The sequence below is a fragment of the Pedobacter miscanthi genome (assembly GCF_003315595.1).
GTDB classification, from domain to species: domain Bacteria; phylum Bacteroidota; class Bacteroidia; order Sphingobacteriales; family Sphingobacteriaceae; genus Pedobacter; species Pedobacter miscanthi.
On record NZ_QNQU01000030.1, the window covers coordinates 1 to 26,295 of the forward strand.

Consider the following 26,295-nt stretch of genomic DNA (forward strand, 5'->3'; position numbering starts at 1 on the left):
TGTTTACTAAATTAAACATTGTAAACATAGGAGTTATCGGATTTATTTCAGGGTCTTTCTAGCAGGAAAGATGCTGAAATAAATTCAGCATGACGATTGCGCTACGAAAAGATGACTAAAACTGTTTATAAAGCTTAAATATCAATCGACCTCAGTTCAATAAACTTTGATCCAGAAAAAATAAACCGTTGTTGGTTAACAACAAAAAACCTCCTGATCTTTTAAAATCAGGAGGTCTCGAATTATTTAACTTAAGCTTAGTTACCTGTAGCTGTCCATGTATCGTTATCAGGGTTCGAATCAGGCAATACTTTATTTGGATCTAAAGTTACCGATTCAATTTCTTCTGTTGTTGGATAGCGTACCAACCAACTGGTGTTTTTCATCCAAACATCAACTGGAACTTTTACGATATCAGTTTTCCCGCTTTTGGTTTTGATTTGAAGGATAATCGGCATCGGCATTCTTTCCAGGTTAACTACTTTAATGGTATAGCCTGCCAGTTTATCGTCTTTTTTAACCTGCTCTACTGAAGCAATGCCCTGATCCATTTTCCAGCTGTTTAACCACCAGCTTCTCCAGAACCAGGCTAAATCTTCGCCTGCACCATTTTCCATCGAACGGAAGAAATCAAATGGTGTTGGATGTTTAAATGCCCAGTTTTTAATGTACTGGCGGAAAGCATAATCGAAACGATCTTCGCCCAAAATCTGATTTCTTAAGATATCAAGGCCCCATCCTGGTTTACTGTAAAGGTTTACACCGATGTTTCTCTCGGTCATACCATCAGGCATTTGCATAATATTTTCGTAAATCGGGTTACCAATAACACTTTTACCGATTTTATGTAAATCTGCCGGAGGACTGGCGTATTCACCATTATTAAAGTTTTTCTTAGAAATACCGTTTATGAAGGTGTTAAAACCTTCGTCCATCCAACCGTATTTACGCTCATTAGACCCCACGATCATCGGGAACCACGTGTGACCAAATTCATGATCGATTACACCCCAGGCGCCAGCTTTTTTAGCCGTCCAGCCGCAGAAAACAATTCCAGGATATTCCATGCCACCAATGTTAGTAGCCACATTAACAGCCATTGGATAAGGATATTCGAACCATTTTGAAGAATAATGTTCGATGGTAGATTTTACATATTCTACTCCACGTCCATAAGAATCAACACCGTTACTTTCTACCGGTTGTGCAGAAACGGCCAAACCGGTTTTACCGCTAGGCAGTTTATATCTTGCAGCATCTAATACAAATGCTTTTGATGAAGCCCAGGCTGCATCGCGTGCATTGGTGATTTTAAATTTCCAGGTTAATTTATCTTTCGCCGGACGTGATTTCGGATCGGTTACTTCTGCTTCGCTACGGATGTGCACAGTGGCATCGCTTAATTTAGCTTCGTTCCATCTTTTTAATTGCTCCGGTGTAAATACTTCAGCAGGATTTAACAATTCGCCCGATCCCATTACGATATGGCTTGCCGGTGCAGTAATGGCAAAATTGATATCGCCATATTCACAATAAAACTCACCACCGCCCCAGTAAGGCAAAGTATTCCAGCCGATTACATCGTCATATACGCACATACGTGGAAACCACTGTGCAATGGCAAAAATTTCACCATTTTTAGTAGTTAAATGGCCTGTTCTGTCCGATCCTTCTTTAGGTACGATGTAAGAGTAATCCATTTTAATGGTTACCATATCACCGTTGGCAGCCAGGGGCTGATCTAAACGGATCTGCATACGCGTATCTTCAACAATGGATGTGAATTTTACAGCACCTGCTTTTTGCGCTACACTAATGTTCTGGATTTTATAACCACCATCAAATTTTTCACCCTGTGCACCATAACGGCTGCGCGAAGGGGTAATGGCATAACCACGTGAAGTTTCTTTAAAGGTATTCTGATCCAGCTGTAACCATAGGTAAGGTAATTTATCAGGACTATTATTTTTATAGGTAATGGTAACCGTTCCCGAAACCATGTTTTTGGTATCGTCGAGATTGGCGGTAATGTTATAATCTACACGGTTTTGCCAGTATTTTGGTCCTGGTGCGCCAATTGCAGAGCGGAATTCGTTTCCATTTTGGGTATAAAATAAGGGGCCAAATGCTTCAGCTGGGTTATAATTGGTAGCTGGTGCAGGCGTTGTAGCCTGTTGCGCCGATGCCGAAAAAGCAAAAACACAACAAACCAAACAAAAATTAATCAGTTTAGTCAATTTCATGATAATAAGGTTGTAATACTGCGGTAAATATAAAAAATAACCACATATAGATTTATATGTGGTTATAATGTTACCAATAACGGGTATAATATGGTTGTAAAGTGATTATTAATTACTAATTCCCTTTTAATTTTGGCAAATCCTGTAATTTTCTTTCCTGTGGGGTTAATTTTTTCCACGCTACAAAGGCACGTGAGATATAAAAGGAATAACGGAATGGTCTTTCGGCTTTTACGGCCTCTATAGAGGGCCTGTAAATGATCATAAAATTTTTAAGGTCTTCTCCTTCAAGTTTGGTCAGATCGGTAATGGCTTTTGCCGTAAAGTTTTCGTCTATTTCCTGCTGGTACATTTCCTTTTCCTCTAAATCGGCTTCCTTACGCTGCTGTCTTTTATATTTACCATAACCAAGGTTCAGATTTAAGCCTCCAACTTTATCAGTCATTCGTTTACGGTTCAAATTACCGCCTGTACTCAGTAAGGTGTATTTTTCGGCCAATGGATCTTTGGCATCGGTAATCTGGCTGTTCATCCTCACTGCGCTTACCTCTACATCATTTAAGTTGTTTGTTTTAACAGGAAGATATATGGTTCTGTTTAACAGGTTCGTTAAATATAAAGTATCTGTATGATAACCTACTGCAGAAAACTCGATGAGATCGCCAATACTTGCAGCAATGGTATACTTCCCTTCTTTGTTGGTACTTACTGATTTTTTACTGTTGAGGTTCCTTACGGAAACACCGGGCAGGGAAAGCGTTTTTTTCGTGAAATCGAAAACTGTACCTGTGGTTACTGTTTGAGCAAAAACGCCGATAGGCATGGCAAGCAATAGAAAAATGATCAGTTTGTACATACTCAAAAGTAATTTAGTTCGACGTTTAAAATCTGCTTTTAACAAACTTTAACATTAGAACAAATGAATCAGGCTAGTGTTTTTAAATAATTGTCATCGTCAAATCCAATTAATATGGCTTTATTGTTTTGCTCAATAACCGGGCGTTTGATGGCGCTCGTATTTTCTTTTAAATAAGCTACAGCCAATGCCTGATTATCGATTTTGGCTTGCTCATCTTTGCTTAATTTTTTCCATGTTAAACCTTTCCTGTTTAGCACGGTTTCCCAACCAAAGGTATTACACCACTCGTTCAACTTCTCTTCGGTTATTCCTTTTTTCTTAAAATCGTGAAATTCAAAATCAACCTGATGGTCTTTTAACCAGTCGAGCGATTTTTTAACTGTATTGCAATTTGGAATTCCGTAAACGGTCATATTGAATGAATGAATTTTAAATGAGTGAATGATAAAATGGAAAATGTATAATGGGTGATGGAAAAAACCTGTTTCAAAGATAATAAAATGGAGGGAATAATAACTAATGATCAAATTCCAATGACCAATGATCAATTCGCAATAATCAATGTTAACCGCTTAACTTACTTTGACAATCTCTTTGCACCATGCCTATAAGATTGTCAAAGTTTCAGGGTAAAATATGGTAAAAACGGATGATGGTGTAAATAATGTCCAATAATCAAATTATAATAACCAATGTTAACCGCTTTAACTTACTTTGACAATCTCTTTGCACCATGCTTATAAGATTGTCAAAGTTTCAGGGTAAAATATGGTAAAAACGGATGATGGTATAAATAATGTCCAATAATCAAATTCTAATAACCAATAATAAGCGCTTTAACTTACTTTGACAATCTCTTTGCATCAAGCCATTTAAGATTGTCAAAGTTTCAGGGTAAAATATGGTAGAAATGGTAGATGTAAAATGGATGATGGTATGAATAGTGCCCAATAATCAAATTCTAATAACCAATAGTAAGCGCTTTAACTTACTTTGACAATCTTTTTGCACAATGCCTATAAGATTGTCAAAGTTTTAGGGAAAAACATGGTGAAAATGAAGATGTAAAATGGATGATGGTGTAAATAATACCCAATAATCAAATTCTAATAACCAATAGTAACTGCTTTAACTTACTTTGACAATCTTTTTGCACCATGCCTATAATATTGTCAAAGTTTCAGGATAAAATATGGTAAAAATGGAAGATGGAATGGCCACTATGATCTTAAAATCCAGAAATCTTACAAATCCTAATCGTTCGTCACATTTTTTGCCCCATCCATCACATTTTAAATATTCAAGCCTATTCTCTTCGTAAAATTGCACTATAAAAAAATCAAAATGGAAATTATTTCGGGTAAACCATATACCACCAAAAACATCAACCAGCTTGAGTTTTGGATTTCGACCACCTTATTTATCCTGGCTTTAATCAGCATCTGCACGCAGACCAGTTATGGTGGTGGAGGTTCTTATCGTTTTTCGGAACATTCGATTGAATATAGTATTGTGCAGAATTTCTTTCTCCCCGAGATATTCAAAATCAGTATCATTTACTTTAGTTTCCTGCTTTTCAATTTTGTTTCGATGCCACAACTGGCCAAGAATAAAAATGTGACCATGAACCTGATCATGACCATTGCTGTTACCGCATTTTCGATTATTGGATGGATGATAGCCAATACTTATTCGGAAGCTTACCGCCTGGTTGAATACGATGATATAGACCGTGCATACGATACACTTTTTGGGGAGGCTTTTACCTACATCTTTTTTATTTATCTGTTATTTAATGCTTATGCCTATTTTAATGAGCGTGGCATGGAACTTTTTGAGCGTATACAATTTTTAAAAGGTTACAATAAAAACATCCTTTCAGAGATCTTTGTGAGCACCAGGATCTGGCTTATCACTCTCATGCTCTTCGCTGCAGTACTTTCGATAAGAATTGATTATGAGATACTGGTGGGATGGATTATTGTGCCACCGGTAAATATCATTTTTGCTTTTTGCGCCATTTATTACATTATCCCCAACCTGCGAAAGAATTTTAAAGGTTTTGGCCGGTATTTCTGGGGGAATATTGGATTAACCATTATTGTTTCGCTGCTACTTTTAATTGTACTTATTCCTTTTATGCATAACAGGGCAGTTGTGCCCATCACACTGATTTTAAATTCAATATGTTTGATCTGTATCACCACACCATCAGCATGGTATATCTACAAACATAAGTTTGAAAAACTTAGTGAAATCCAGATGCTTAAAACGGAATTGGGCAAATCGGACGCAAACCTCAATTTCTTAAAATCGCAGATCAATCCGCATTTTTTATTCAACGCGTTAAACACCCTTTTTGGAACTGCCCTGCAGGAAAATGCAGAGCGAACAGGTGAAGGGATACAAAAACTGGGCGATATGATGCGCTTTATGCTTCATGAAAATACACAGGATAAAATTTCTTTAACCCGGGAGGTAGAATACCTGAACAATTATATTGATTTGCAAAAACTGCGCACTTCACGGTCTGCAGACATCAGGATCGAAGCGCATATTGAAGAGCAGCTGAACAATTTGCAGATTACCCCCATGTTATTGATCCCGTTTATCGAAAATGCATTTAAACATGGCATCAGTTTGCAGCAGCCATCGTATATTAAAATTACCTTACAAACAAAAGAAAAGACTTTGTACTTTGATGTGAGCAACAGCATTTACATTAAGGCAGATAACGATCCGGAGAAATTGAAAAGCGGTATCGGGCTTGAAAATGTAAAACAGCGGCTATCATTGCTTTATTATGGAAAACATGAACTGATTATCCGCGAGAGTGCAAAAGAGTTTTTTGTTCATTTGACATTGCAGTTGGATTAATACTACTTTTATCGAATTGTCACGCTGAGCGGAGTCGAAGCGTAATTCTCAAAACAACCATTTAGAGATCCTTCGACTCCGCTAAGGATGACATTATAGATAGAAGAAATTGCGAGATAAAAAACCAAGCGAATTGTCACGCTGAGCGGAGTCGAAGCGTAATTCTCAAAACAACCATCGAGAGATCCTTCGACTCCGCTCAGGATGACAACAAAACAATAGATGAATATTAGTACAAAATAACGTTGTTAAACAGATACTAATTAAGGCTTAATAGCAAAATTTTAAGTTTTTATACTAATTTGGTATATTCATCCATAGTCTTCGGGGATGATTGATGCAAGAAAAATGAAAACCTATACCGTCTATATTTTAAAGTGTGCTGATAACTCTTATTATACCGGAGTTACCAATGATATAGACAGGAGGCTTTATGAACACGAAAATGCAATAAGCCCCAGCTGTTATACTGCTAGAAAAAGACCAGTAATCTTAGTATTTTGCGAACATTTTGAGGACATTAATGATGCCATTGAATTTGAAAAACAAGTTAAAGGCTGGACCAGGAAAAAGAAGGAAGCAATTATAAGCGAAAACTGGGATAAGCTTAAAGAACTATCTGTTTGTAAAAACATTACCAGTCATACTAATTTCGATAAACTATAGGCTTCCGATACGTTAAGCCCAACAAATACAAATAGAACCAAAAATGATTGCCATTGCTATAGATGATGAACCGATTGCGCTCGATATTATAAAATCGCATGCCTCAAAAGTTCCGTTTGTAGAGTTGCAACAAACTTTTACTGATGCCTTTGCTGCCATTACCTATTTGCAGCAAAACAAAGTTGACCTCATTTTTCTGGATATCAAAATGCCAGATATTAGCGGTATCGATTTTTTAAAGAGTTTAAGCAAGCCACCGATGGTTATTTTCACCACTGCTTATACTGAACACGCCGTACAAAGTTTTGAACTTGATGCTGTTGATTATTTGTTAAAACCTTTTTCGCTTTCGCGTTTTTTAAAGGCCTGTAATAAAGCCCACGAACTGTTTAACCTGCGCAACCAGAAACAGGAGGCCAAAACAGCATACATTTTTGTAAAAGATGGTTATGAACAAATTAAGGTTGAATTAGATGATATCCTTTATGTGGAAGCCTCTGGAAATTATACACAGATCCAATTAAAAGATAAACTTTTAAGTTCACGCATTACCATAAACGACGTCTCCGAACTGTTGCCAAAAGGAGATTTTATCCGTTGCCACAGGGCTTTTATTGTAGCCAAAAACAAAGTATCTAAATTCGACCGCAGCCAAATCTGGATAGGTGAAAAGATTATTCCTATTGGGGCCACTTATGGCGGAATACAACTTACTTAATGCAATTTAAAACTCACCGGTTTGAGAATAGAAAACGTTTTCGATTGTTTCCAAACGATTGCGTAAAAAAAGAAGTCAAGTTTTTAAAACTTGACTTCTTTGAAATACAACCCATTTATTTTACAGTAACCCTGATCCCCTCGCTGTGTGTGGTAAATTCTGGCGCATACATACTTTGTAAACTGGTAATCCCGTTCGAAAAGTTTCCGGCATGGGTAACCCGCAGCGGATACTCGAATACATAGGTTCCTTTTGGCATATAACTGATAAAGAAATTGGTTGATGCATCTTTAGTACTTTCGTAATAGCCCAAACCATCCTGGTATTTATAGTGCGAAATTATGTTTACAGGTTCGAAACCGGACGAACGCATATCTTTTAAATGCAGGTACTCCATATCCCTGTCGCAGTAAATTTCGATGCGCACTTTCAATAAATCGCCGGGTGCTAAAACATTGCTCGCGGTGAGTGGTGTTAGTATATCGCCACTGTTGCCTGCTTTTTGCAGAAATAGCTGCTTTTTGATCCTGATGCCGGTATTTGCGGGTGTTATTTTATCCAACTGCTCAAAATATTGCCAATATAACGCCCCCCATGCAATGGTTTGGTTATTGTTTTTAACCACTACCTTTCCCATTTCAGGTTTTACAGCCGTACCCGGAATGGTTGTTTTTTGATAGCCGGTTCCGGCTTCTTTTGTTGCATCGGGCTGTTGTAAGTCTTCCAGCTTCTGCCCGCCAATGGTAATTTCAGGTGCTTTACTTTCGCTCAGCAGATCCGTGCCTCTCATTAATAAAGCGTAACAGGCAGCTGTGGTAGCTTTAGTCGTTTTCCAGTCGTTGGTTTGTTTGTTTTTAAGCAGCCAGATTTTCATTTCTTCTACTGCTTTATTATCCTTTGCTACTTCATCATAAGCTTCGATCAATAAAGATTGTGTTTCTACCGGACTTTGGTACCACCACCAGCCTGCTTTGTTCGTGGCCCAGTACATACCCAGTTCGTCATTCTGTTGTGCCGTTTGGTTTAACAGGGTGATGATCTTTTTCGCTTCCTCGCTATTTCCGTTCCTGTTGAGTACTAAGGCAGTTTGCGCCAACTGATAGGTATCGAAGGTTTTCCAATTCGACATTAACTTTTTAAGGTAAAATTTTCTGGCCTTTACAAAATCAGGGTTGCTATTTTTTTGATCGGTATAACTTCTCGCAAAAAGGTAATGTAAAGGCAAATAAGCAAAACGTTTACCTTTTACTTCATCTTTGTAATCTTTAACCAAAGCAGCATCTAAATAATCAATGGCCTTATTAAGCATGGTATTAAAATTTGGATAGGCTTTTTCATCAATCAGTTTTAGTTTTTTTAACTGCCCCATACCCAAAACAATGTGCTGGGTGATGTAACGGTCTTCGTGCATACCACTGAACCACGGAAAAGCACCATTATTAAACTGCATTTTCTCGAGTTTTTCAAAATTGTTTTTCAGCTCGTAAGTCATCCTGTTTAAATCGAAAAGCACAGCCAAACGTTTTTTACGTTCAGTTTCATTATCAGCATTACGCACCCAGGGAGTTTCTTCCAGTAGAATTGATTTTAGCTCCTGGTTTTTCTCGAGGTTTGACAATAATGCGTTGCCATTATCGGTATTTTTCCATTGTTCAAAAACGGTTTTAATTTTAGGTGATGAATTAATAATCCCTATTGCAAAACTATTGGCATAAAAACGGCTGAATGTTTGTTCGGCGCACTCATAAGGATATTCCATCAGGTATGGTAAGGCCTGCACGGCATACCAAATCGGGTTTGAGGTAAACTCGAAAGTTAAACTTTGGTTGCGTAAGGTTTTGGAGCCAGCCGATTTTTCGAGTTTTTCCAAATCGAATGTTTTAGTGCTGTTACCACGTACATTTATCCGCATACTTTCGGTTACCAGCATGGCATTTGCCAAAACCGGAATGGTATTTTCTTCACCATCACTAAATTTGCCACTCTGGGCCAAAACTTTATAAGTTATTGCATTAATTCCCGGCGGAATAATCAATGTCCATTTTAAAACAGTATTGCCTTCGTTGTCTACCTCGAAACTTTTTTCTGTTTTTTCACCTTTTGCAAAAAGCTGTACAGGTTTTGCTGTGAGTGCATCGGTAAGCTCCAAACTGGCATTTCCAATGAGTTTTTTACCTGCCAGGTTATTAAGTTTGGCGCTTAATAAAATGGTATCGCCTTCGCGGAAAAACCGTGGGGCATTTATGGCTATGGCCAGTTGTTTTTGCGTAACCAGCTCGTTGGTAATAAAGGCCGTTTTTAAATCTTTGGTGTGCGCAAAACCCATCATTTTGTAACGGGTTAAACTTTGTGGTATGGTAAACTCGATCTTGATTTCGCCTTTGGCATCGGTTAACAACTGTGGATAAAAGAATGCCAGTTCGTTAAAGTTGGTACGGGGGGTAATGTTTGGCTTTTTTGTTGCTTCTACTTCCTGGCGCAAGTTTGGATCCTTGAGTTCATCATAAAATGTTGCTTTAGTATCTCCCTTTAACTTTTCAACCGTTGGCGCTTCTATGTTAAGTCCGGCCGCCCTAGCCTGCAAAGTGGCAGCTCCCCGTATTTGCATTGCTGCCCCGGTCATACTTTGCTTTTTTTGCGTGCCATAACCAGTAACTACTACCTCATTTAAAGCCTGTCCATCTTCTTTTAAAGTAATATCGATCCGTTTTTTTGCCCCTACCTTTATTAACTGGCTTTTATAACCGATAAAGCCAACAGTTAAGGTTTCGCCAATTTTTGCATCTATGGTATAAATACCAAAAACATTAGTTGTAGTGATCAATTTACCGCACCTTATCTGTACACCTGGTAGTATTTCGCCCTGGTTATCTTTTACCACGCCATAAACCACGTTGCCTTTTTCCAGTTCAGACAGTTTTGTAAGAGCTTCGGCCAATAAACCTTTTTTCGAGTTTTTTTGGATCGTATTGATATAATTCCGATAACCATAATTATAACCACCATAATAATTGTATCCAAACAAATTCAGGTTTTCGTAACTGCGGGTAAGTACACTATAATTACGTTGAGCACTTAAAAACCACAGGTAATACGGATTGGCAACATCGTTTATATTGAAATTCCAGTTATAAAAATAATAGTTGAAACTGTTTTGGAAACTGGTATTCCAATCCACTTTTTTCAAGTCGTCTAAACTCGCATCGTAAAGCGTTGCCACCATTTCTGCTATCTGTTTTTCGCCATTATTGTTACTGATCTGCAATTTCCAGCTTTCCTTTTCTCCAGGCTGTAATTTATCCCTAAAGGTTAAGAAACGGATGTTCAGTTCTTTCTGTGGATCCATAATTTTAACCTGCTGGAGCGAATTATAAACTGTGCCCTGGTATACCATGGTGAACTGCACGGCAAAACCATCTTCATAACCGGCCTTTGGTTTAATTTTAACTATACTTTGCTTAGGCGACAGGTTAATCCAAACTTTTTCGTCTATACTGTCGCGATAATAAACTTCATAATAAGCCTTTGTATTTTCTGCTAAACCAGCCAAACGGAAAACCGCACTTTGGGTTGGTTTGATTACGCTTACTTCGGGTGTTATCCACTCCATATTGGATTGGATTACAGCTGGCTCATCATGGTAAACCACCAGGTATTTATCAACTTTGGCGGTGTCGTTCTGCTCATTTACAGCCAGTAAACTGATTTTATAATAACCGGACTTCAAATCTTTTTGGCTAAAACTTAGGTTGCCGAGTCCGTTTTTAGCAATGATTTTCTGCTCATATTCTAAAGATTTAACAGGCCATTTAGCCACTTCGAGCTCGTTATTATAATCATCATTAGGAAAGTTTTTAACAAAATCTGCCCTGCTCATCGCATAGTTTTCGGCATAAAACGGACTTTTGTTCACTAGCCTCGATGGCACCTCTAACAACCTCCATTCTGCTTTGACGGTAGATTTGATGGGATTGTTGTTTAAATTGCTTACCGAAAAAGAGATGCTATCGGTTTTGCTACCAACATAAACCACCTGTTCGGTATTGATATTAAGCACTATGTCGTTTTTACCAACATTTAAAGTAGTGCTTTTGGTTCGTGTTTCGCCATTTAAATCTGTTATATCGGCTACAATTTCGTAACTATAATTTTGCCTGTTATCTGTAGCCTTTGCAAAAAATGTAATGTCAAATTTTCCGCCGGCTTTGGTATTGGTTTTACCGATAGCAATCTGTTTTCTTTCGCTAAATATCCGCGAGCCATAAATGGCCGAACGTTGTGCATAACTTAAGCGGTAATCGTCCATTACCCTTCTGAAAACCTTATAACTCACCCTGGCATTACTTACTGAATAACCCGAAAAAGAATTCGCCTTCCCCTCCACCTTAATGCTATCGTTCAGTTTATAATGCTTATCAGGCTTATCAAAAACCACTTCAAAAGTTGGCCTTTTATATTCTTCTACTTGTATAGCAATCCTGCCGTAATCGGTTTCTATTTCCATTTCGCCGTTTAATAGCCCCATCGGAATGCTAAACGAGCCCTGGAATGTGCCATATTCGTTACTAACCATTTTGGTTTTGGCAATTTCTTTCCCATTGGCATCACTAAAAGAAACCTCTAGCGATTTATTTACACTGATTTTATTTTTCCCATTGATTAGATCTAAACATAATCCCTTGTAATAAACAGTTTGCCCTGGGCGGTAAATCGGCCTGTCGGTAAATAGGATCACCCGGTCTTCATCCAAGTCGTTATCCCCGTTACCATTGTACCTGCTGATATTTACCAGTAATACATCCTTTCCGTTGCTTAGCAGCGCACTGGTCATACCGCTCTGTGTTTCGGCAGTAGTGGCATAACCATTATCATTGGTGGTTAATAATTCTCCATCAATATATTTACGCGTATTATAATCGTATCTCTTTTGCCTGATTTTCACATTTTTTAGCGGCGCTCCACTCCCTAAATCACTCACAAAATATTCGCGGTTATCGTTGTTGAGTCTGTTAATTACCGCCATTGCAGTAACCTTAAAATTGATATTGCTATATACGGTATCGTTATATTGGCGGTTAATGGTTTGAGCGATTAAAGTATAGCTCCCAAAAGGCAGACCATCAATTTTATCCACCAAAGTATGGTTTTGATAATCATTTGTTTTCGGAACTTTTACAGTCCACTGTTTAATGATTTTACTTTTTGATAAAAAAGCTAAAAAATCTGCTTTATTCCTGAACTGCTCGTAGTCATTTTTAACCTCGGGCGAATTAAACAACCTCAGTAAAACCGTATCGGTATTTTTATACGACAGGTATAACTGGCCAGGTTTATCGGGCTGTATATAACTTTTAACTTTAACTGATAATTCGCTGCTTTTAATCTGTTCAATTAAATTTGTGGCATTCTCTGCTCCAATGCTTTTGGGAAAAGCATGAATGGCCTTTTCGGCCAGGGCAACAGCTGTAATCAGATTTTCTTTGTTGGTATCAACCGTTAATCGGGCATTTTTATGCATTAACGCCTGTTCGTACAAAATATCTGAATAAACTTCGCTCTGTGTACTTTGTTCGGCCAGCTGGGTTAAGGCATTATTGTACAGCTCTTCACTTTCGCCCGAAAAATGCTGATGTACAAATTTTAACCGCTTTAAATCAACATCGGCAAGGGCCGAAAAATTATTGTTTTGCTGATGAAAGCTGATCAGGTTTTTAAACAGTTGTAACACCTGCGGTTTAAATGATGTGCTATCTGCTGGTACCGCAATACTTAAAAACTCTGTCCTTTTTCCAAACCATTTAACATTGCCCATATCAATCAGTTCATCATCATACTGTGTGAGGTTAATTTGCGTATTGCTTAAAACATCGATTGCCCGATGGGCCAACAGATCGTATAGCGTAGGCCTGAAACTTCTGTATTTTTTATCCCCGGCTAAAACGGCATCAAGTGTATCCACCCTGATCTGCTGTAAAACCTTTATCTCTTTTAAAGATAAAAGATAATTTTTTACCGCTTCTTCATTCAGTTTTCTAATACTCCAGGTTTTAATATCATTACCAATATCGCCCTGTACCTGCGTGCGCTGGGTTATTTGCCAGTGGTTTTGCTGCAGGTAATTCCAATAGGTTTCGGCCAAAAGCGACTGTAAAATACTTTTTTCGGGATGGTTGGCTTTGCTGATATCGCTCCGCAGATCGTTCAAAATTTTATCAAAGGCATTTTCTTCCAGGTAGCTTTGAAACATCATCCTGTAGATAACCGATTTGATCAGTAAAGGTGTATTATGGGTTTGATGCGCCTGTTCATTTATTTTTTCAATCAGGGCCAGTGCATCTTTAGGTTTGGCCTGATTGGCGATAGAATCGACCCTGTAAAAATCGCCGAGGCTGTATTTCCGTTGTGCAGAAACATTTAACGATAGCAGAAAGATGAAAATGAATGAAGCAGAAAGGCGAAATAATAGGTTCATAAGAGGTATTGCGTTTTAATAAAGATGGCTGGAATGTAAAAATTCCATAAGTGCTTAAGATTTATCTGATTCTTATACTAATCTAAGTATTAATACACTAAATGTTACAAGTTACAAACATTAAGGTTTTTAACATTCAGGGCATAACATTATCTTTGCCCCATGTCAACACAATTAAAAAATCTATCTGATTTCTCACACACTACCGTTCCAAGTGGTACAAACTATAAATTCGGGATCATTGTTGCCGAGTGGAACGCCGAAATTACCGGCGCTTTATACAATGGCGCACTAAAAACCCTGTTAGCAAATGGTGTTGCCGAAGAAAATATCATTTCTTTACCGGTACCCGGAAGTTTCGAATTAACAGGTGGTGCAGAAATCCTGTTGAGCAAAAGAAGTGATATTGATGCCGTAATCTGCTTGGGTTGCGTAATACAGGGCGATACCAAACATTTCGATTTTATCTGCGATGCAGTAGCCCAGGGTGTAACCAATGTTGGCATTAAATACAGCAAACCGGTTATTTTTGGAGTGTTAACTACCAATAATTTAGAACAGGCACAAGACCGTGCAGGTGGCAAGCATGGCAATAAAGGCGACGAAGCTGCTATTACTGCAATTAAAATGGCCGATTTTTCTGCACAGATTTAAACTTGTATTTTAATAATTATTTGTAACTTAGAAGTTTAAAAATTATCAAAAATTACGGATGAAAAAAGTAGCCATCTTACTATTGGCGGTGTTCAGCACCATTACCATTTTAGAATCTTGTTCTTCTAAACTTTGTCCTGCCTACGGATCTTATCCGGAAGGAAAACGCAGAAGAAATTAAGCTTCCATATCTGCTATCTTCATATTCAGGTCATTTGCAGAACTTTATTCAACTGCAGATGTTATTCCTGTAAACAATAATATATATCATGACTTGGGTTAACTTAACTTCAGTAGAACAGCTTGACGAGATAAAAAACGCAAGTGGTTTTAGTCTTATTTTTAAGCACAGTACACGTTGCTCCATCAGCTTAATGGCTAAAAGAAATTTCGAATTTGATTGGGATGTGATTCCGGCAGATACAAAACTGTACTTTTTAGACCTGATCAGCTACCGCGACATTTCGAACAAAATTGCCGAAGTATTCCAGGTAGCACATCAATCGCCACAAATTTTGTTGATCAAAGACGGCGATTGCGTACTAGAGGCTTCGCACAGCGATATTTCTGCAGAAGAGGTTGCAGAAGTAATCGCAGCTTAATTAATTATAAAAAAATGATATAAGGGGTATTCGAGCAATTGAATACCCCTTTTTTAATAAAAATACATTGATTTTTTATTAGAAAAGCAATGTCCTGTGTTGCATCGGTTATGATAGTCCTGCTGTACACTGTAGTTCCGATTGAAAAAATCGGAAGCTGCCGTTCCCATCAGGTTTATACCCTTAAGGCCAGTGAACAGAAAACCACCAAACGTTCCTACGGAACGAAGAGAGCATTCCTTTTGAATATTACCTATGAATCGTTCCTCCGGAACGTAAAATTGCACCAATATTAATCGCCCTGATTAGACGTAAACTAGCTATAAAGTAAAACTTGCCTTAACAAGCGTCTCGGCGGGGCGCATCATGGATAGAATTTATTATTGGTGTTCGTTTCCATAGGAATATTTCGTCAGGAAATTTTGAGCCGTGGGCCACGAATCGAGGGAGGCAGGGGCATTAATAATAAATATCACCCTAATGCAGCGTCCCGCCGGGACGCATCATGGGTAGACAAATCGAGGATCGGATCAACAAAAAAGGTCCCGATTTGCACCAGGACCTTTTAAAAATTTATGATTGTTATGGCCTAAGCCACTACAGCATTTTCTATTTTCAATACCTTCGAAGTAGTATTTCGGGTAGCTTTACAAAGTTCAGCATCCTGGGCAAGCGATTTTCCATAAGTAGGGATCATCTCTTTAATTTTAGCCTGCCATTCATCAGTTGCCAAATCTTCAGCAAAACAACGGTTCAACAGATCAAGCATAATCGATACAGCCGTTGAAGCACCTGGTGAAGCACCCAGTAAAGCTGCGATAGAACCATCGGCTGCACTAACCACTTCGGTACCAAACTCTAAAATACCACCCTGTTTTTCATCTTTTTTAATTACCTGAACACGTTGTCCGGCATATTCCAGTTCCCAATCCTTAAGTTCGGCCGTTGGCAGATATTCTTTTAATGCCTCTAACCTATCCTCTGGTGACTGCCTTACCTGTTCGATTAAATATTTTGTTAAATCGAGGTTGTGCAGTCCGGCAGAAATCATCGGACGGATATTATTGAATTTAATTGATTTTGGTAAGTCCAAAAACGAGCCGTTTTTAAGGAATTTAGTAGAAAAACCAGCATAAGGACCAAATAATAAAGCCTGTTTACCATTAATCATCCTGGTATCTAAATGCGGTACCGACATTGGTGGTGCACCAACTGCTGCTTTTCCATATACCTTAGCGTGGTGTTTTTTAATGATTTCTTCGTTGGTACATTTTAACCATTGTCCGCTTACCGGAAAACCGCCAAAACCTTTTCCTTCCGGGATATCCGATTTTTCCAACAATGGTAACGAACCACCGCCTGCACCGATAAATACAAATTTAGCTACACGTTTGCGTTTATCGCCACTCTTCAAATCTTTAACCTTTACAATCCAGTTGCCATCCTTATTCTTTTTCAGATCGCGGATTTCGTGGTTAAAGTACATGCTTACATTGCTCTGTTCCTTTAAGTTGTTAAACATATCGCGGGTTAAGGTACCGAAGTTAACATCGGTTCCCAGGTCCATTTTAGTTGCAGCAACCTTTTCATTTTTCTTGCGGCCATCCATAATCAGCGGGGCCCAGTTTTTTACCAGCTCCGCATCTTCAGTGTACTGCATATCGCTAAACAGATCGCATTGCGTTAATGCATCGTAGCGTTTTTTAAGATAATCTACATTCTTTTTGCCCCATACAAAACTCATGTGAGGAATGTTGCGGATAAAATTGCAAGGGTCAGAAACGAGTCCTTTATTTACCAGGTAAGACCAAAACTGTTTAGATACCTCAAAATGTTCCGCAATCTGTACCGCTTTTTTAATTTCAACTGTACCGTCCTTCTTCTCGGGGGTATAGTTTAACTCGCAGAAAGCAGAGTGTCCCGTTCCGGCATTATTCCAGGCATCAGAACTTTCTGCTGCCGCAATATCCAAACGTTCGTAAATTTCTATACTTAAATTGGGCTCTAATTGTTTTAATAAAACACCAAGGGTTGCACTCATGATGCCTGCCCCTATTAAAATTACATCAGCGTCAGTTTTACCAACTGTCTTTTTCTTTTTTGTCATCTTACTTTAAAGGATTTACAAATTTAGAATGATTTTAAACATCCCACGAATTTTAAGACACTAATTCTTAAAAAAATTGCCTAAAAATTAGAAATATCCCCTTTTCTGATAGGCATTTATCAAAGTTTAGTCCAAAGTTTAAAAGCTCAATCTTAAAATTTAAAAAAGACATTAAAACAACATTAAAGACGCATTATCAATCTTCTAAAATCCTTCCCGATTAGGTTATAAATTTTACAATAATGCATTAAAAAGAACGTATTTTTAATAGTTCCTTAACAAAAAGGAAATTCAAAAGCGCAAAATAATCCAAATGCCAACAAATGCTTAATATTTATTTTTTTTCAACACCAAAAACTTAGTTTTATACATCTATTTATAAAGCCAATTACCTCATGAAAAAATTATTCGTGCTCTGTACTGTACTATTTTTTATATCGTGCGCTGGAGAGAAAACCGATCAGCTCCTACTCGAACTGGATAAAAAGAAACTGGCAGACAACATCAACTACGATAAAATCACTTTTTACAAATTTGCCAAAATAGCGGTACGCTCAACCGCAGTGCAGGATACCACCCAGGCAGAATACCAGAAATTTAGCAAACAGGCCCAAAGTTTAGTAAAAACCTTGAATAGCATTAACAGCGATAGTAATGAAAATATCTCTGTGATTGATGCGCTTAGGATATATAAAGAATATCGCTCGGTTAAACAATTTGTAAAAGAAACAGACGAAGATGTTTTTCCGCTCTTAACTGCCGGTTTCATTGCGATGAACTCAGGGACAAAAACACCAAATCCTTTTTTCAAAGATTCGGATAAGGCTTATTATCAAAATATAGAACATGCCATTTTAAGCATGGCCGTACTGGCCACCAGAGATTTGGGGCAACCTTTTGCCCTCTACGAATGCTCCAAAACCCAACCCGAACTATTGGATGACTGCGAAATCAAAACCCTGCTCGAATTTGTCCGCGGTTTTCTGTTTTTTAGCAACAGCTTGTTTTACCTTTCAGAAAATGGCCTTTCGAGGAATATTAAATGGCTGGATAAAAACGAAAAAATTCCATTACCCTACACGAAATCCTTTTTTGGCTGGGGAAATTTAAACGATGCGCAAACACATACTGCTTTTCATAGCATGAATTATCTTTTCAGGGGTTTCGACCGGATGAGGATGGAACGCAAAATAGATGAAGAAAGATCGCTCGAAGATTTTGAGGCATTTTTAACCGACATGAATAAACTCGGGATCCAGAATGAACTGGTTTGGGGAATTACGGCCTATCTGAATTTAAAGAAAGAAAAACCTGAAAAATCACTTCCGGCATTGGAAAAATTAAGTCAGAGCCCCTTATTCTCTAATACCGAACGCAAAGCGCTGCAACAAACCATAAATTATGTAAAAGACCGCAAATCTGATAAAGCCTTAAACGGGGTTTACGACAAAGCATTTATCGGTAAAGTTGCCACAAAATATATGATTGCCATGCTAGCAAAGATAAATTGGGAAAAGCTCATGAAAGATCAGGGCGTTCCATATACTCAGGAAGTATTTGCCGGCATCAATAAATTTAAAGCACTTTCCAATTCGGTAAGTCAATATACCCAACCTTCGGCCATAGATAAAGGCAAGAAAGAAATTGGCAAAAAAGGTAGTGAGCTGTTAGAAAAAGCAAAAGGGTTATTGGATTGATGAATTAAATTTATTAAAAAACCGTCATCTCGAGCGTAGTGAAACGGAGTCGAGAGATCTAACCTCGAGATAGATCTCTCCGCTTCACTGCGTTTCGGTCGAGATGACGGCGACTTTATAAGATTTTGTATATTAATTTTTAAGCTTCGCTTTAAATATTTTTTCCAGTTTATCTATTTTTGGCTGGATCACCAATCTGCAATAAGGCTCGCTTCCGTTTTTATTAAAATAATTCTGGTGATAGTTTTCGGCCACATAAAACGGTTTGGCAGCTTCGATGGCAGTTACCACTTTTTTGCCATAAGCATTGGTTTTATTCAATTCGGCTTTGTATTTTTCTGCCAGTTGTTTTTGCTCTGGTGTATGGTAAAAAACCACCGAACGGTATTGTGTACCACTATCGGCACCCTGACGGTTTAAAGTTGTTGGATCGTGGCTTTTCCAAAAAACCTCCAATAAATCATCGTAAGAAATCACCATTGGGTTATAGGTAATTTCTAAAACCTCTGCATGCCCGGTTGCACCCGTACACACTTCTTCATAAGTAGGATTGGTTAAAGTACCACCTTCATAACCCGATCTAACCGAAGTTACTCCTTTTAAACGTTGAAATATGGCTTCAGTGCACCAAAAACAGCCCATTCCAAAGGTTGCTTTTTCTGTCTTTTTTCCCTGTGCATTTGCCTGGTTTAAGGCCAGCACCGATAACAGGATTAAAATTATTCTTTTCATATTGTGTTTCATTTGTGTGTTTATTTTATTTAGTCGTAAATAAGCATTTAACCTTACAGCATAAATCAATAATTGAATTAATGGATGAACCAATTATTGAATTAATGAATGAATCAATTATTGATTTATCTACATCTAATAATACGAAATAAATTAAGCTGTAGTTTGCTTTAATGTTATAATGGATTTTGCATGACAATCGCAACATTCTGTTGGATTTTTTGTTACTGTTAATAACTTAAAATATTGATTTATAATTTTTTAAAACACAAATCAAGTCGCAAAACTCACTTATTAACAATTCTTTTTTAAATTCGTATAACATTAAAATTTAAAATTATGTCTACACCGTATATTCCTTGCCTGGATTTAGGCTCTTACATCAATGGTTCTGAAGAAGACCGTAAAAAGTTTTCTGATGAATTGGGCAGGGCTTTTAACGATTCGGGTTTTGTTACGATTACCAACCATGGCTTAAGTCAAGAACTGATCGATAAGCTTTATGAAAACATTAAAGCTGCTTTTTCATTACCTGTTGAAACCAAGAGAAAATACGAAAAACCAGAACTGGCAGGCCAACGTGGTTACACCAGCGCGGGTAAAGAAACAGCAAAAGGTGCTAAAACACCGGACCTGAAAGAATTCTGGCAGATTGGTCAGGAAGTTACCGATGGAGATCCGGTTAAAAACGAATATCCTGATAACGAGGTTTTAGAAGAATTACCAGAATTTAACAAAGTAACGGGCGACATTTATAAAAAACTGGAAGAAAATGGAACGCATTTATTACGTGCTATTGCTACTTATTTAGAACTGCCGATCAATTATTTCGACAAACACGTACATAATGGAAATTCTATTTTAAGAGGCATCCACTATTTCCCGATCGAAAATCCGGAAACCATCCCTGATGATGCAGTCCGCGCAGGTGCACATGAGGATATTAACCTGATTACCTTATTGATTGGTGCCAGTGCTGACGGACTTGAAGTTTTAACGCGCAGTAACGAATGGTTGCCGATTAAAGCACACCATACAGATATCGTGGTAAATGTTGGGGATATGTTACAGCGTTTAACCAACAACAAATTAAAATCGACCACACACCGCGTAGTAAACCCACCCCGCGAACTGATGAAAACTTCGCGTTTCTCGGTTCCGTTTTTCCTTCACCCACGCAGTGATATGGATTTAACAAGTTTGCCATCAACCATTGATGCCGAACACCCAAAAGTTTATAGCGATATGACGGCTGGAGAATATCTGGATGAAAGGTTAAGAGAGATTGGATTGAAGAAATAGTTTGGAGTTGGGAATTCCTAGTTTGGAGTTTCTGGCGAATTGTATAAATTAAACGAAAAGCATCGGCTAAAACCGGTGCTTTTTTATTATTTTGAAACATGCATTCAACACATTTAGAAGTTTTTGCCGAAATTGATGGCATTGGTTCCGCTTCTGGTTTATTCCTGAACGAGGATCTATTATACATCATTGGTGATAATAGTGGTTATCTGAATGAATACAATATTAAAACCAGAACGTTGCACAAGATTCAGATCTTATTTGATCAAGATCTGCTACAACTGGAAAATATTCCCAAACCCTTAAAACCGGATTTTGAAATCCTTTGTCAACACGACAACAAACTCTATATCTTAGGTTCGGGTTCTACACCAAAAAGAAACCTGATGATCGAATTCGACCTGAAAACGAAAAAAATTATTCGGAAAGATCTGGCTAAAACCTATTCACTTCTTAAATCTATGTCTAAAATAGATGATCATAATTTCAATCTCGAAGGCGCAATTTTTACAGGCACAACATGGTTACTTTTTAACCGTGGCAATGGAACAGATGGAAAAAATGGCATATTTAAAATCCATAAAGCAGACTTGAAAAATATTGAACAGGTTAGTTTCTACAACTTTAAGCTTCCAAATATTGATCATGTAGAATCCTCATTTACTGATGCCGTACTAGTAAAAAATGAAATATTTTTCATCGCTACTGCAGAAGATACCAAATCTACTTATGCCGATGGCGAAATTCTAGGTAGTTTTATCGGCAGTATTAATTTGAATACTTTGAAAATGACCTTTAGCAATAAAATCTCTGGCCATCATAAGTTCGAAGGCATTGCGCTGATGCAACAAAACGAACGTAGTACAACCTTTCTTCTGTGTGAAGACCGCGATACTGAAGAACTTAAAACTGTAATTTATAAGTTGGTTTTAAAATACTGATTTAAGGAGCTGTTTAACTTTACATAAAAAGGATTTAAAGGTCAAAAATTAAACATGATTCCTATTATTTGACCACCTAAGCCACCTGAGAACATTTAAGTCTGAGTAATTTCAAACCAGGTTCTTCATTAATGGCCTTCATCCCTTAGTGGTTAACAATTATTTAAGCTCCTGTTTCGAACAGTAAACCAACCATTGGACCTCGGTCACCGGACTTCCTATTATTTCAACAAACTCCTTACCGTAACCTGCGGTGTTTCGCCTGCTGGTACAATAAAAATGGCATCGTTCTCGATTACCTGACCTTGATCAAAGTAGTAACCGGCAGTAACGGGAAGCACTGCAGTGGTGGCTTTCCCATCTTTATCTTTAGTAGGATAGGTAACATTGATCAAATGGCTTTTCATGCTCACCTGTACCTTTTTTGAGGTCAACCGTGCTCCCGTGGCATTTACACAATCTAACTCAATAATTTTCGAATTGGAAATGCCTGTTAAATCCAAAGAACTGCTTAAACGGAGATTAAAAGATTTCCCTGTATTGTTTTTTACTGAAGCCAGGACTTTATAACGATCGAAATTCTGATCTTTTATGGTCAGTTTTTCTTTGTTTACCACTGAATAGGTTACAGCTATGCCATCGACGTTTACTGTTTCGCCATCTTTAATCTGCTGTGCATTGGTAATTGAAGCTATAACCAAAAAGGGCAACAAAAATGCCATTGTTTTAATCCATTTCATAATGTAGTTGTATTAGGTTATTCTGAAATTACGGATAATATTTAAATCGACCAATGCTGGCCTGTTATTTCTTTGATTCATCTATCGCTTTATTCACCACATCCTGTATCCTGCCCCTTATTTTCAGGTTAGAAAGTTTATCGGTAACGGTAGGGTTAACACGGTTAGATAAAAACACATAAACCAAACCCCTTGATGGATCTACCCAAACACAGGTTCCGGTATAACCGGTATGGCCGTAAGTTTGCGGTGATGCCAGCTCTGATGGATAATGTTTGGTGCTATCCGGATCCCAGCGATCGAAACCCAAACCCCTGCGGCTTACATTCGACTGCTTGGAAGTAAACATATCAACCGTTGAGTTTTTGAAATATTCTACCCCGCCGTAAGTACCACGGTTTAATAACATCTGATAAATAATGGCCAGGTCGTTCGCGCTGGCAAACAAACCTGCATGGCCAGATACCCCACCCGCTAAAGCGGCACCCTGATCGTGTACATAACCTACCAATAAGGTTTTTCTGAAATACTTATCATCTTCTGTCGGAATAATCTGCTCGGGCTTAAAACGGTTACGTGGCAGGAAACCTGCAGTTTGCATGCCCAATGGTTTGTAAAAATTATCGTAGGCATATTGGTTGAGCGGTTCCTCGCTGATGTGCTCTACAATATCTTTCATTACATACATACTGATATCGCTATACACATATTTACCACGTGTTTTAATCGGCGAATTAAGCATTTTAGGCCACATAAAATCTTTAAAAAAGCCTTTTTTGATGTAATAATTATCCGCCACTTTGGTAGGGTAAGCAGCAGACGAATCACGGCTGTAATCGCCTGTTTTTACATAATCGTGAAAAGGAATGTAAGGAATAAAACCGGCCTGGTGCAACATTACCTCACGCACCTGTATATTATTCATCGGCGTGGTACGTGCTTTCGGGATGTAAGCCCCGATATTGGTATCCAATTTTAATTTTCCCTCTTCAAACAAGCGCATTACCGCAGGTGTGGTTGCAGTTACCTTGGTTACCGATGCCAGGTCGAAAATATCGGTTACTTTATCAGGCACATTGGTATCATAAGTATGGGTGCCATAAGCTTTATTGAAAATCACCTTTCCATCTTTGGCTACCAGTACCACCAATCCGGGGGTTGCTTTCTGACTAATGGCTTCAGCAGCTATGGCATCAATTTCTTTTAGGTTATTGGAGTTTAGTCCGGCATCTTCGGGCACGGTATATTTCAAGCGGGTTGCGGTGGTAACAAAACCTGATCCCATGGTATAACGGGCAGAAAAAGCTGTAGTTAACTTATTTACAGCAGCAATGCCACCAAAAATATACTGTGGAACAATAGCAGCGGCATCGGCATTATTCTGGGCTGTCCATATAATCGGCGATTGCAACAGATCGAAAGATTTTAAACCCGGACCGTTACCAAAAAAAGAGATGATTACCTGTTTATTCTTACTGATGCTATTAATGAAATTGATGTATTTCGCCTTATTTATATTCTGATCGTCGATACTGATTAGAATGGTATTGAAATATTTAAGGTCATCTTCCAGATCATTCAGATTTACACTGTCTTTGTACGAATCGGCAGAAAAAGAAGTAATTTTATCGTATTTGTTGGCCAAACTATCAAACACAGTACTGTAGGCAAAACTCAAACTTACAGAGGCAATATTCTTTTTCTCCAGTGATATTAAGGGCACAATTCCATCCTGGTTATTCAGCAATACCGTGGTATTCGAAATGGCATTGGCAATGGAAAGTTTCTTTTCGTTGGTGGTGTGTTCCTGTGCGCAGGCCATTAAACATAAAATATTGCAGCAGGTAACCACAGCCAATACATACAATCTATTTCGCTTCATATACTTTTTCTCCGTTCAGATAGGTTTTTAATACTTTGGTTTTTAATATGTTCTGTGGTGTTGATTTTAAAATATCATTATCGAGGATTACAAAATCGGCCAGTTTACCTTTTTCCAAACTTCCTTTCTCCTCTTCCTCAAAATTGGCTTTTGCTGCCCAGATTGTCATTCCACGTAAAGCTTCTTCTGGTGTTAAGGCATTTTCCATCTGGAAACCACCCTTAGGGAATCCTTTTGCATCTTCTCTTACCGTTGCTGCATAAAACGTTAATAATGGATTAATGTTTTCAACCGGAAAATCGGTACCCAACGGAATCCAACCATTTTGCTTTAACAATTGTTTGTAAGCGTAGGCAGTTTTTAGCCTTTCGGCACCTAAACGCTGGCCGGCCCAATACATATCGGAAGTAGCATGCGTAGGCTGTACTGAAGGGATGATACTTGCCTTTCCGAAAAGATCGAAGTCTTTCGCATTAACCACCTGTGCATGTTCGATGCGCCAGCGCTGATCGTTTTTACCTTTTAAAACTTTATTGTAAATATTAAGGATTACGCGGTTGGCCGAATCGCCGATGGCATGGGTACACATCTGAAAATGGTTGGCGGCAATTTTTTGGGCCACCTCTTCAAAATGTTTGCGATCGCTTAACAGAAAACCGGTTTTATTCGGCATATCGCTATAAGGATGCAGCAAACAGGCGCCCCGCGAGCCCAGGGCACCATCGGCATAAACTTTAAAGGCCCTTACATTTAACCGGTCGGTTTTAATTGGTCCGCGACTAAACAGGTATTTATAATTATCCGGTTCATCAGAAAGCATGACGTAAAGCCTCATTTTAAGCTTTTTCTCTTTCTGTAGTTTTTCGATAAATTCTACCGCCAAATAACTTAATCCGCAATCATCAATAGTAGTTAAACCAGCGGCAAAACAGTTTTGCTGTGCATCAGTAAATATTTTTTCGGCAAGTTTGGCATCCGGCATCGGGATTTTTTCTCCCACAAGTTTTACCGCATTATCAATCAAAACACCGGTCAGTTTTCCATTTTGGGTAAGCATATCGCCTCCAACCAGTTTCTTTTCGCCTTTAATACCCGCATCATCGAAAGCTTTCTGGTTGGCAATAGCAGCATGACCATCAATGCGTTTCAAAAATACCGGGCGATCTGGGAAAAGGGCTGTCAGTTTTTCGTTTGTGGGGAAATTTTTATCGGCCCAATCGTTTTGATCCCAGCCGTTACCAATCAGCCAGCCATCGGGATGGGTTTTGGCAAAAGCAGTTAAACGGGCGAGCACTTCATCCCATGATTTTGTTTCCCTTAAATCGGCTGTTTGTAAACTCTGCCCGTAGCCAAAAAAGTGGGCATGGGCATCAATGAAACCCGGATAAACGGATTTTCCTCCGGCATTAATCTCTTCTTTAGCGGTATATTTTGCTGTAATATCGTCACTTTTACCAAGCGAAAGGATTTTACCGTTTTTTACGGCAAAAGCTTCAACCGTATCGAATTTACTGTTAACGGTGTAAACTTTGGCGTTATAAACAATTACATCAACAGCTTCTTTTTTGGAACAGGAAGCAAACAGCAAAGCCAGTAAAAGGCCTGATAAGATGGATTTCATATCGATAAAGATATAAAATTGAAAGCATTTGCTTTTGTAAATTCAGCTTTACAGATAGTTTAATTCCGCCTGGTTACACGGTACTGGTCTTAGCGTCCCGCTAAGACCTTGCAATAATTATTTTTTGCCACGGATGCACACAGATAAACACTGATAAGATATACTAAATCAAATTGATTGCT

The 26,295-nt window shown here is 38.3% G+C and carries 18 protein-coding genes; 9 read left to right on the plus strand and 9 right to left on the minus strand.

The features are described 5' to 3' along the window. Window positions 1-257 precede the first annotated feature (257 nt). From DRW42_RS24860 to DRW42_RS24870, 3 genes are all read right to left on the minus strand, one after another. Window positions 258-2,243: a M1 family metallopeptidase gene (locus tag DRW42_RS24860; protein WP_113951581.1), complete on the minus strand. Its 1,986-nt coding sequence runs from the start codon at window positions 2,241-2,243 to the stop codon at window positions 258-260. 115 nt (window positions 2,244-2,358) lie between these two features. Next, window positions 2,359-3,099 (minus strand): carboxypeptidase-like regulatory domain-containing protein, encoded by a 741-nt coding sequence (locus DRW42_RS24865; protein WP_113951582.1) that lies wholly within the window; start codon window positions 3,097-3,099, stop codon window positions 2,359-2,361. A gap of 68 nt (window positions 3,100-3,167) precedes the next feature. Next, window positions 3,168-3,515, minus strand: coding sequence for a Spx/MgsR family RNA polymerase-binding regulatory protein (locus tag DRW42_RS24870; protein ID WP_113951583.1), 348 nt, complete (start codon window positions 3,513-3,515; stop codon window positions 3,168-3,170). Window positions 3,516-4,446: 931 nt separating this feature from the next. Between DRW42_RS24870 and DRW42_RS24875 the strand changes: the two genes are divergently transcribed. The 3 genes from DRW42_RS24875 (at window position 4,447) to DRW42_RS24885 (ending at window position 7,363) form a co-directional block, all read left to right on the plus strand. After that, window positions 4,447-5,979: a sensor histidine kinase gene (locus tag DRW42_RS24875; protein WP_208643635.1), complete on the plus strand. Its 1,533-nt coding sequence runs from the start codon at window positions 4,447-4,449 to the stop codon at window positions 5,977-5,979. 348 nt (window positions 5,980-6,327) lie between these two features. Continuing rightward, the gene (locus DRW42_RS24880) at window positions 6,328-6,645 is read left to right on the plus strand and encodes a GIY-YIG nuclease family protein (protein WP_113951630.1); all 318 of its coding nucleotides are present in this window, start codon (window positions 6,328-6,330) and stop codon (window positions 6,643-6,645) included. Between the two features lie 43 nt (window positions 6,646-6,688). Beyond that, window positions 6,689-7,363 carry a LytR/AlgR family response regulator transcription factor gene (locus DRW42_RS24885; protein WP_113951584.1) on the plus strand — a complete coding sequence of 225 codons (675 nt, stop codon included), beginning with the start codon at window positions 6,689-6,691 and terminating at the stop codon, window positions 7,361-7,363. A gap of 115 nt (window positions 7,364-7,478) precedes the next feature. Here DRW42_RS24885 and DRW42_RS24890 read toward each other — a convergent pair whose 3' ends face one another. Then, window positions 7,479-13,835, minus strand: coding sequence for an alpha-2-macroglobulin family protein (locus DRW42_RS24890; RefSeq protein WP_113951585.1), 6,357 nt, complete (start codon window positions 13,833-13,835; stop codon window positions 7,479-7,481). Between the two features lie 162 nt (window positions 13,836-13,997). Here DRW42_RS24890 and ribH point away from each other — a divergent pair, with 162 nt between their 5' ends. The 3 genes from ribH to ytxJ all read left to right on the plus strand — a co-directional run bounded on the left by ribH (window position 13,998) and on the right by ytxJ (window position 15,091). Next, complete coding sequence (gene ribH / locus DRW42_RS24895) at window positions 13,998-14,489, plus strand: 6,7-dimethyl-8-ribityllumazine synthase (protein WP_113951586.1); 492 nt, start codon at window positions 13,998-14,000, stop codon at window positions 14,487-14,489. A 58-nt stretch (window positions 14,490-14,547) separates the two neighbouring features. Further along, entirely contained in the window at window positions 14,548-14,670 is a 123-nt protein-coding gene (locus DRW42_RS29410) for a hypothetical protein (RefSeq protein WP_255352041.1), read from the plus strand. 88 nt (window positions 14,671-14,758) lie between these two features. Then, window positions 14,759-15,091, plus strand: a complete 333-nt coding sequence (gene ytxJ, locus DRW42_RS24900) for a bacillithiol system redox-active protein YtxJ (RefSeq protein ID WP_113951587.1) — start codon at window positions 14,759-14,761, stop codon at window positions 15,089-15,091. Between the two features lie 589 nt (window positions 15,092-15,680). Here the strand turns inward: ytxJ and DRW42_RS24910 are convergent. Beyond that, window positions 15,681-17,198: a malate:quinone oxidoreductase gene (locus DRW42_RS24910; RefSeq protein WP_113951589.1), complete on the minus strand. Its 1,518-nt coding sequence runs from the start codon at window positions 17,196-17,198 to the stop codon at window positions 15,681-15,683. A 395-nt stretch (window positions 17,199-17,593) separates the two neighbouring features. Here DRW42_RS24910 and DRW42_RS24915 point away from each other — a divergent pair, with 395 nt between their 5' ends. Further along, the gene (locus tag DRW42_RS24915) at window positions 17,594-18,895 is read left to right on the plus strand and encodes a short-chain dehydrogenase (protein WP_113951590.1); all 1,302 of its coding nucleotides are present in this window, start codon (window positions 17,594-17,596) and stop codon (window positions 18,893-18,895) included. A gap of 132 nt (window positions 18,896-19,027) precedes the next feature. Here the strand turns inward: DRW42_RS24915 and msrA are convergent, their stop codons facing one another. Then, entirely contained in the window at window positions 19,028-19,627 is a 600-nt protein-coding gene (msrA, locus tag DRW42_RS24920) for a peptide-methionine (S)-S-oxide reductase MsrA (protein ID WP_208643636.1), read from the minus strand. A gap of 339 nt (window positions 19,628-19,966) precedes the next feature. Between msrA and DRW42_RS24925 the strand changes: the two genes are divergently transcribed. Next, on the plus strand, window positions 19,967-20,929 hold the full coding sequence (locus DRW42_RS24925) for an isopenicillin N synthase family dioxygenase (protein ID WP_113951592.1): 963 nt from the start codon (window positions 19,967-19,969) through the stop codon (window positions 20,927-20,929). A 98-nt stretch (window positions 20,930-21,027) separates the two neighbouring features. Beyond that, window positions 21,028-21,870 carry a DUF6929 family protein gene (locus tag DRW42_RS24930; RefSeq protein ID WP_113951593.1) on the plus strand — a complete coding sequence of 281 codons (843 nt, stop codon included), beginning with the start codon at window positions 21,028-21,030 and terminating at the stop codon, window positions 21,868-21,870. 221 nt (window positions 21,871-22,091) lie between these two features. Here the strand turns inward: DRW42_RS24930 and DRW42_RS24935 are convergent, their stop codons facing one another. The 3 genes from DRW42_RS24935 to DRW42_RS24945 form a co-directional block, all read right to left on the minus strand. Continuing rightward, window positions 22,092-22,610 (minus strand): hypothetical protein, encoded by a 519-nt coding sequence (locus DRW42_RS24935; protein ID WP_113951594.1) that lies wholly within the window; start codon window positions 22,608-22,610, stop codon window positions 22,092-22,094. A 64-nt stretch (window positions 22,611-22,674) separates the two neighbouring features. Next, the gene (locus DRW42_RS24940) at window positions 22,675-24,492 is read right to left on the minus strand and encodes a serine hydrolase domain-containing protein (protein ID WP_113951595.1); all 1,818 of its coding nucleotides are present in this window, start codon (window positions 24,490-24,492) and stop codon (window positions 22,675-22,677) included. Then, window positions 24,479-26,113, minus strand: a complete 1,635-nt coding sequence (locus tag DRW42_RS24945; RefSeq protein WP_113951596.1) for an amidohydrolase — start codon at window positions 26,111-26,113, stop codon at window positions 24,479-24,481. Before DRW42_RS24945 ends, DRW42_RS24940 begins: the two co-directional genes overlap by 14 nt. Window positions 26,114-26,295: the final 182 nt, after the last annotated feature.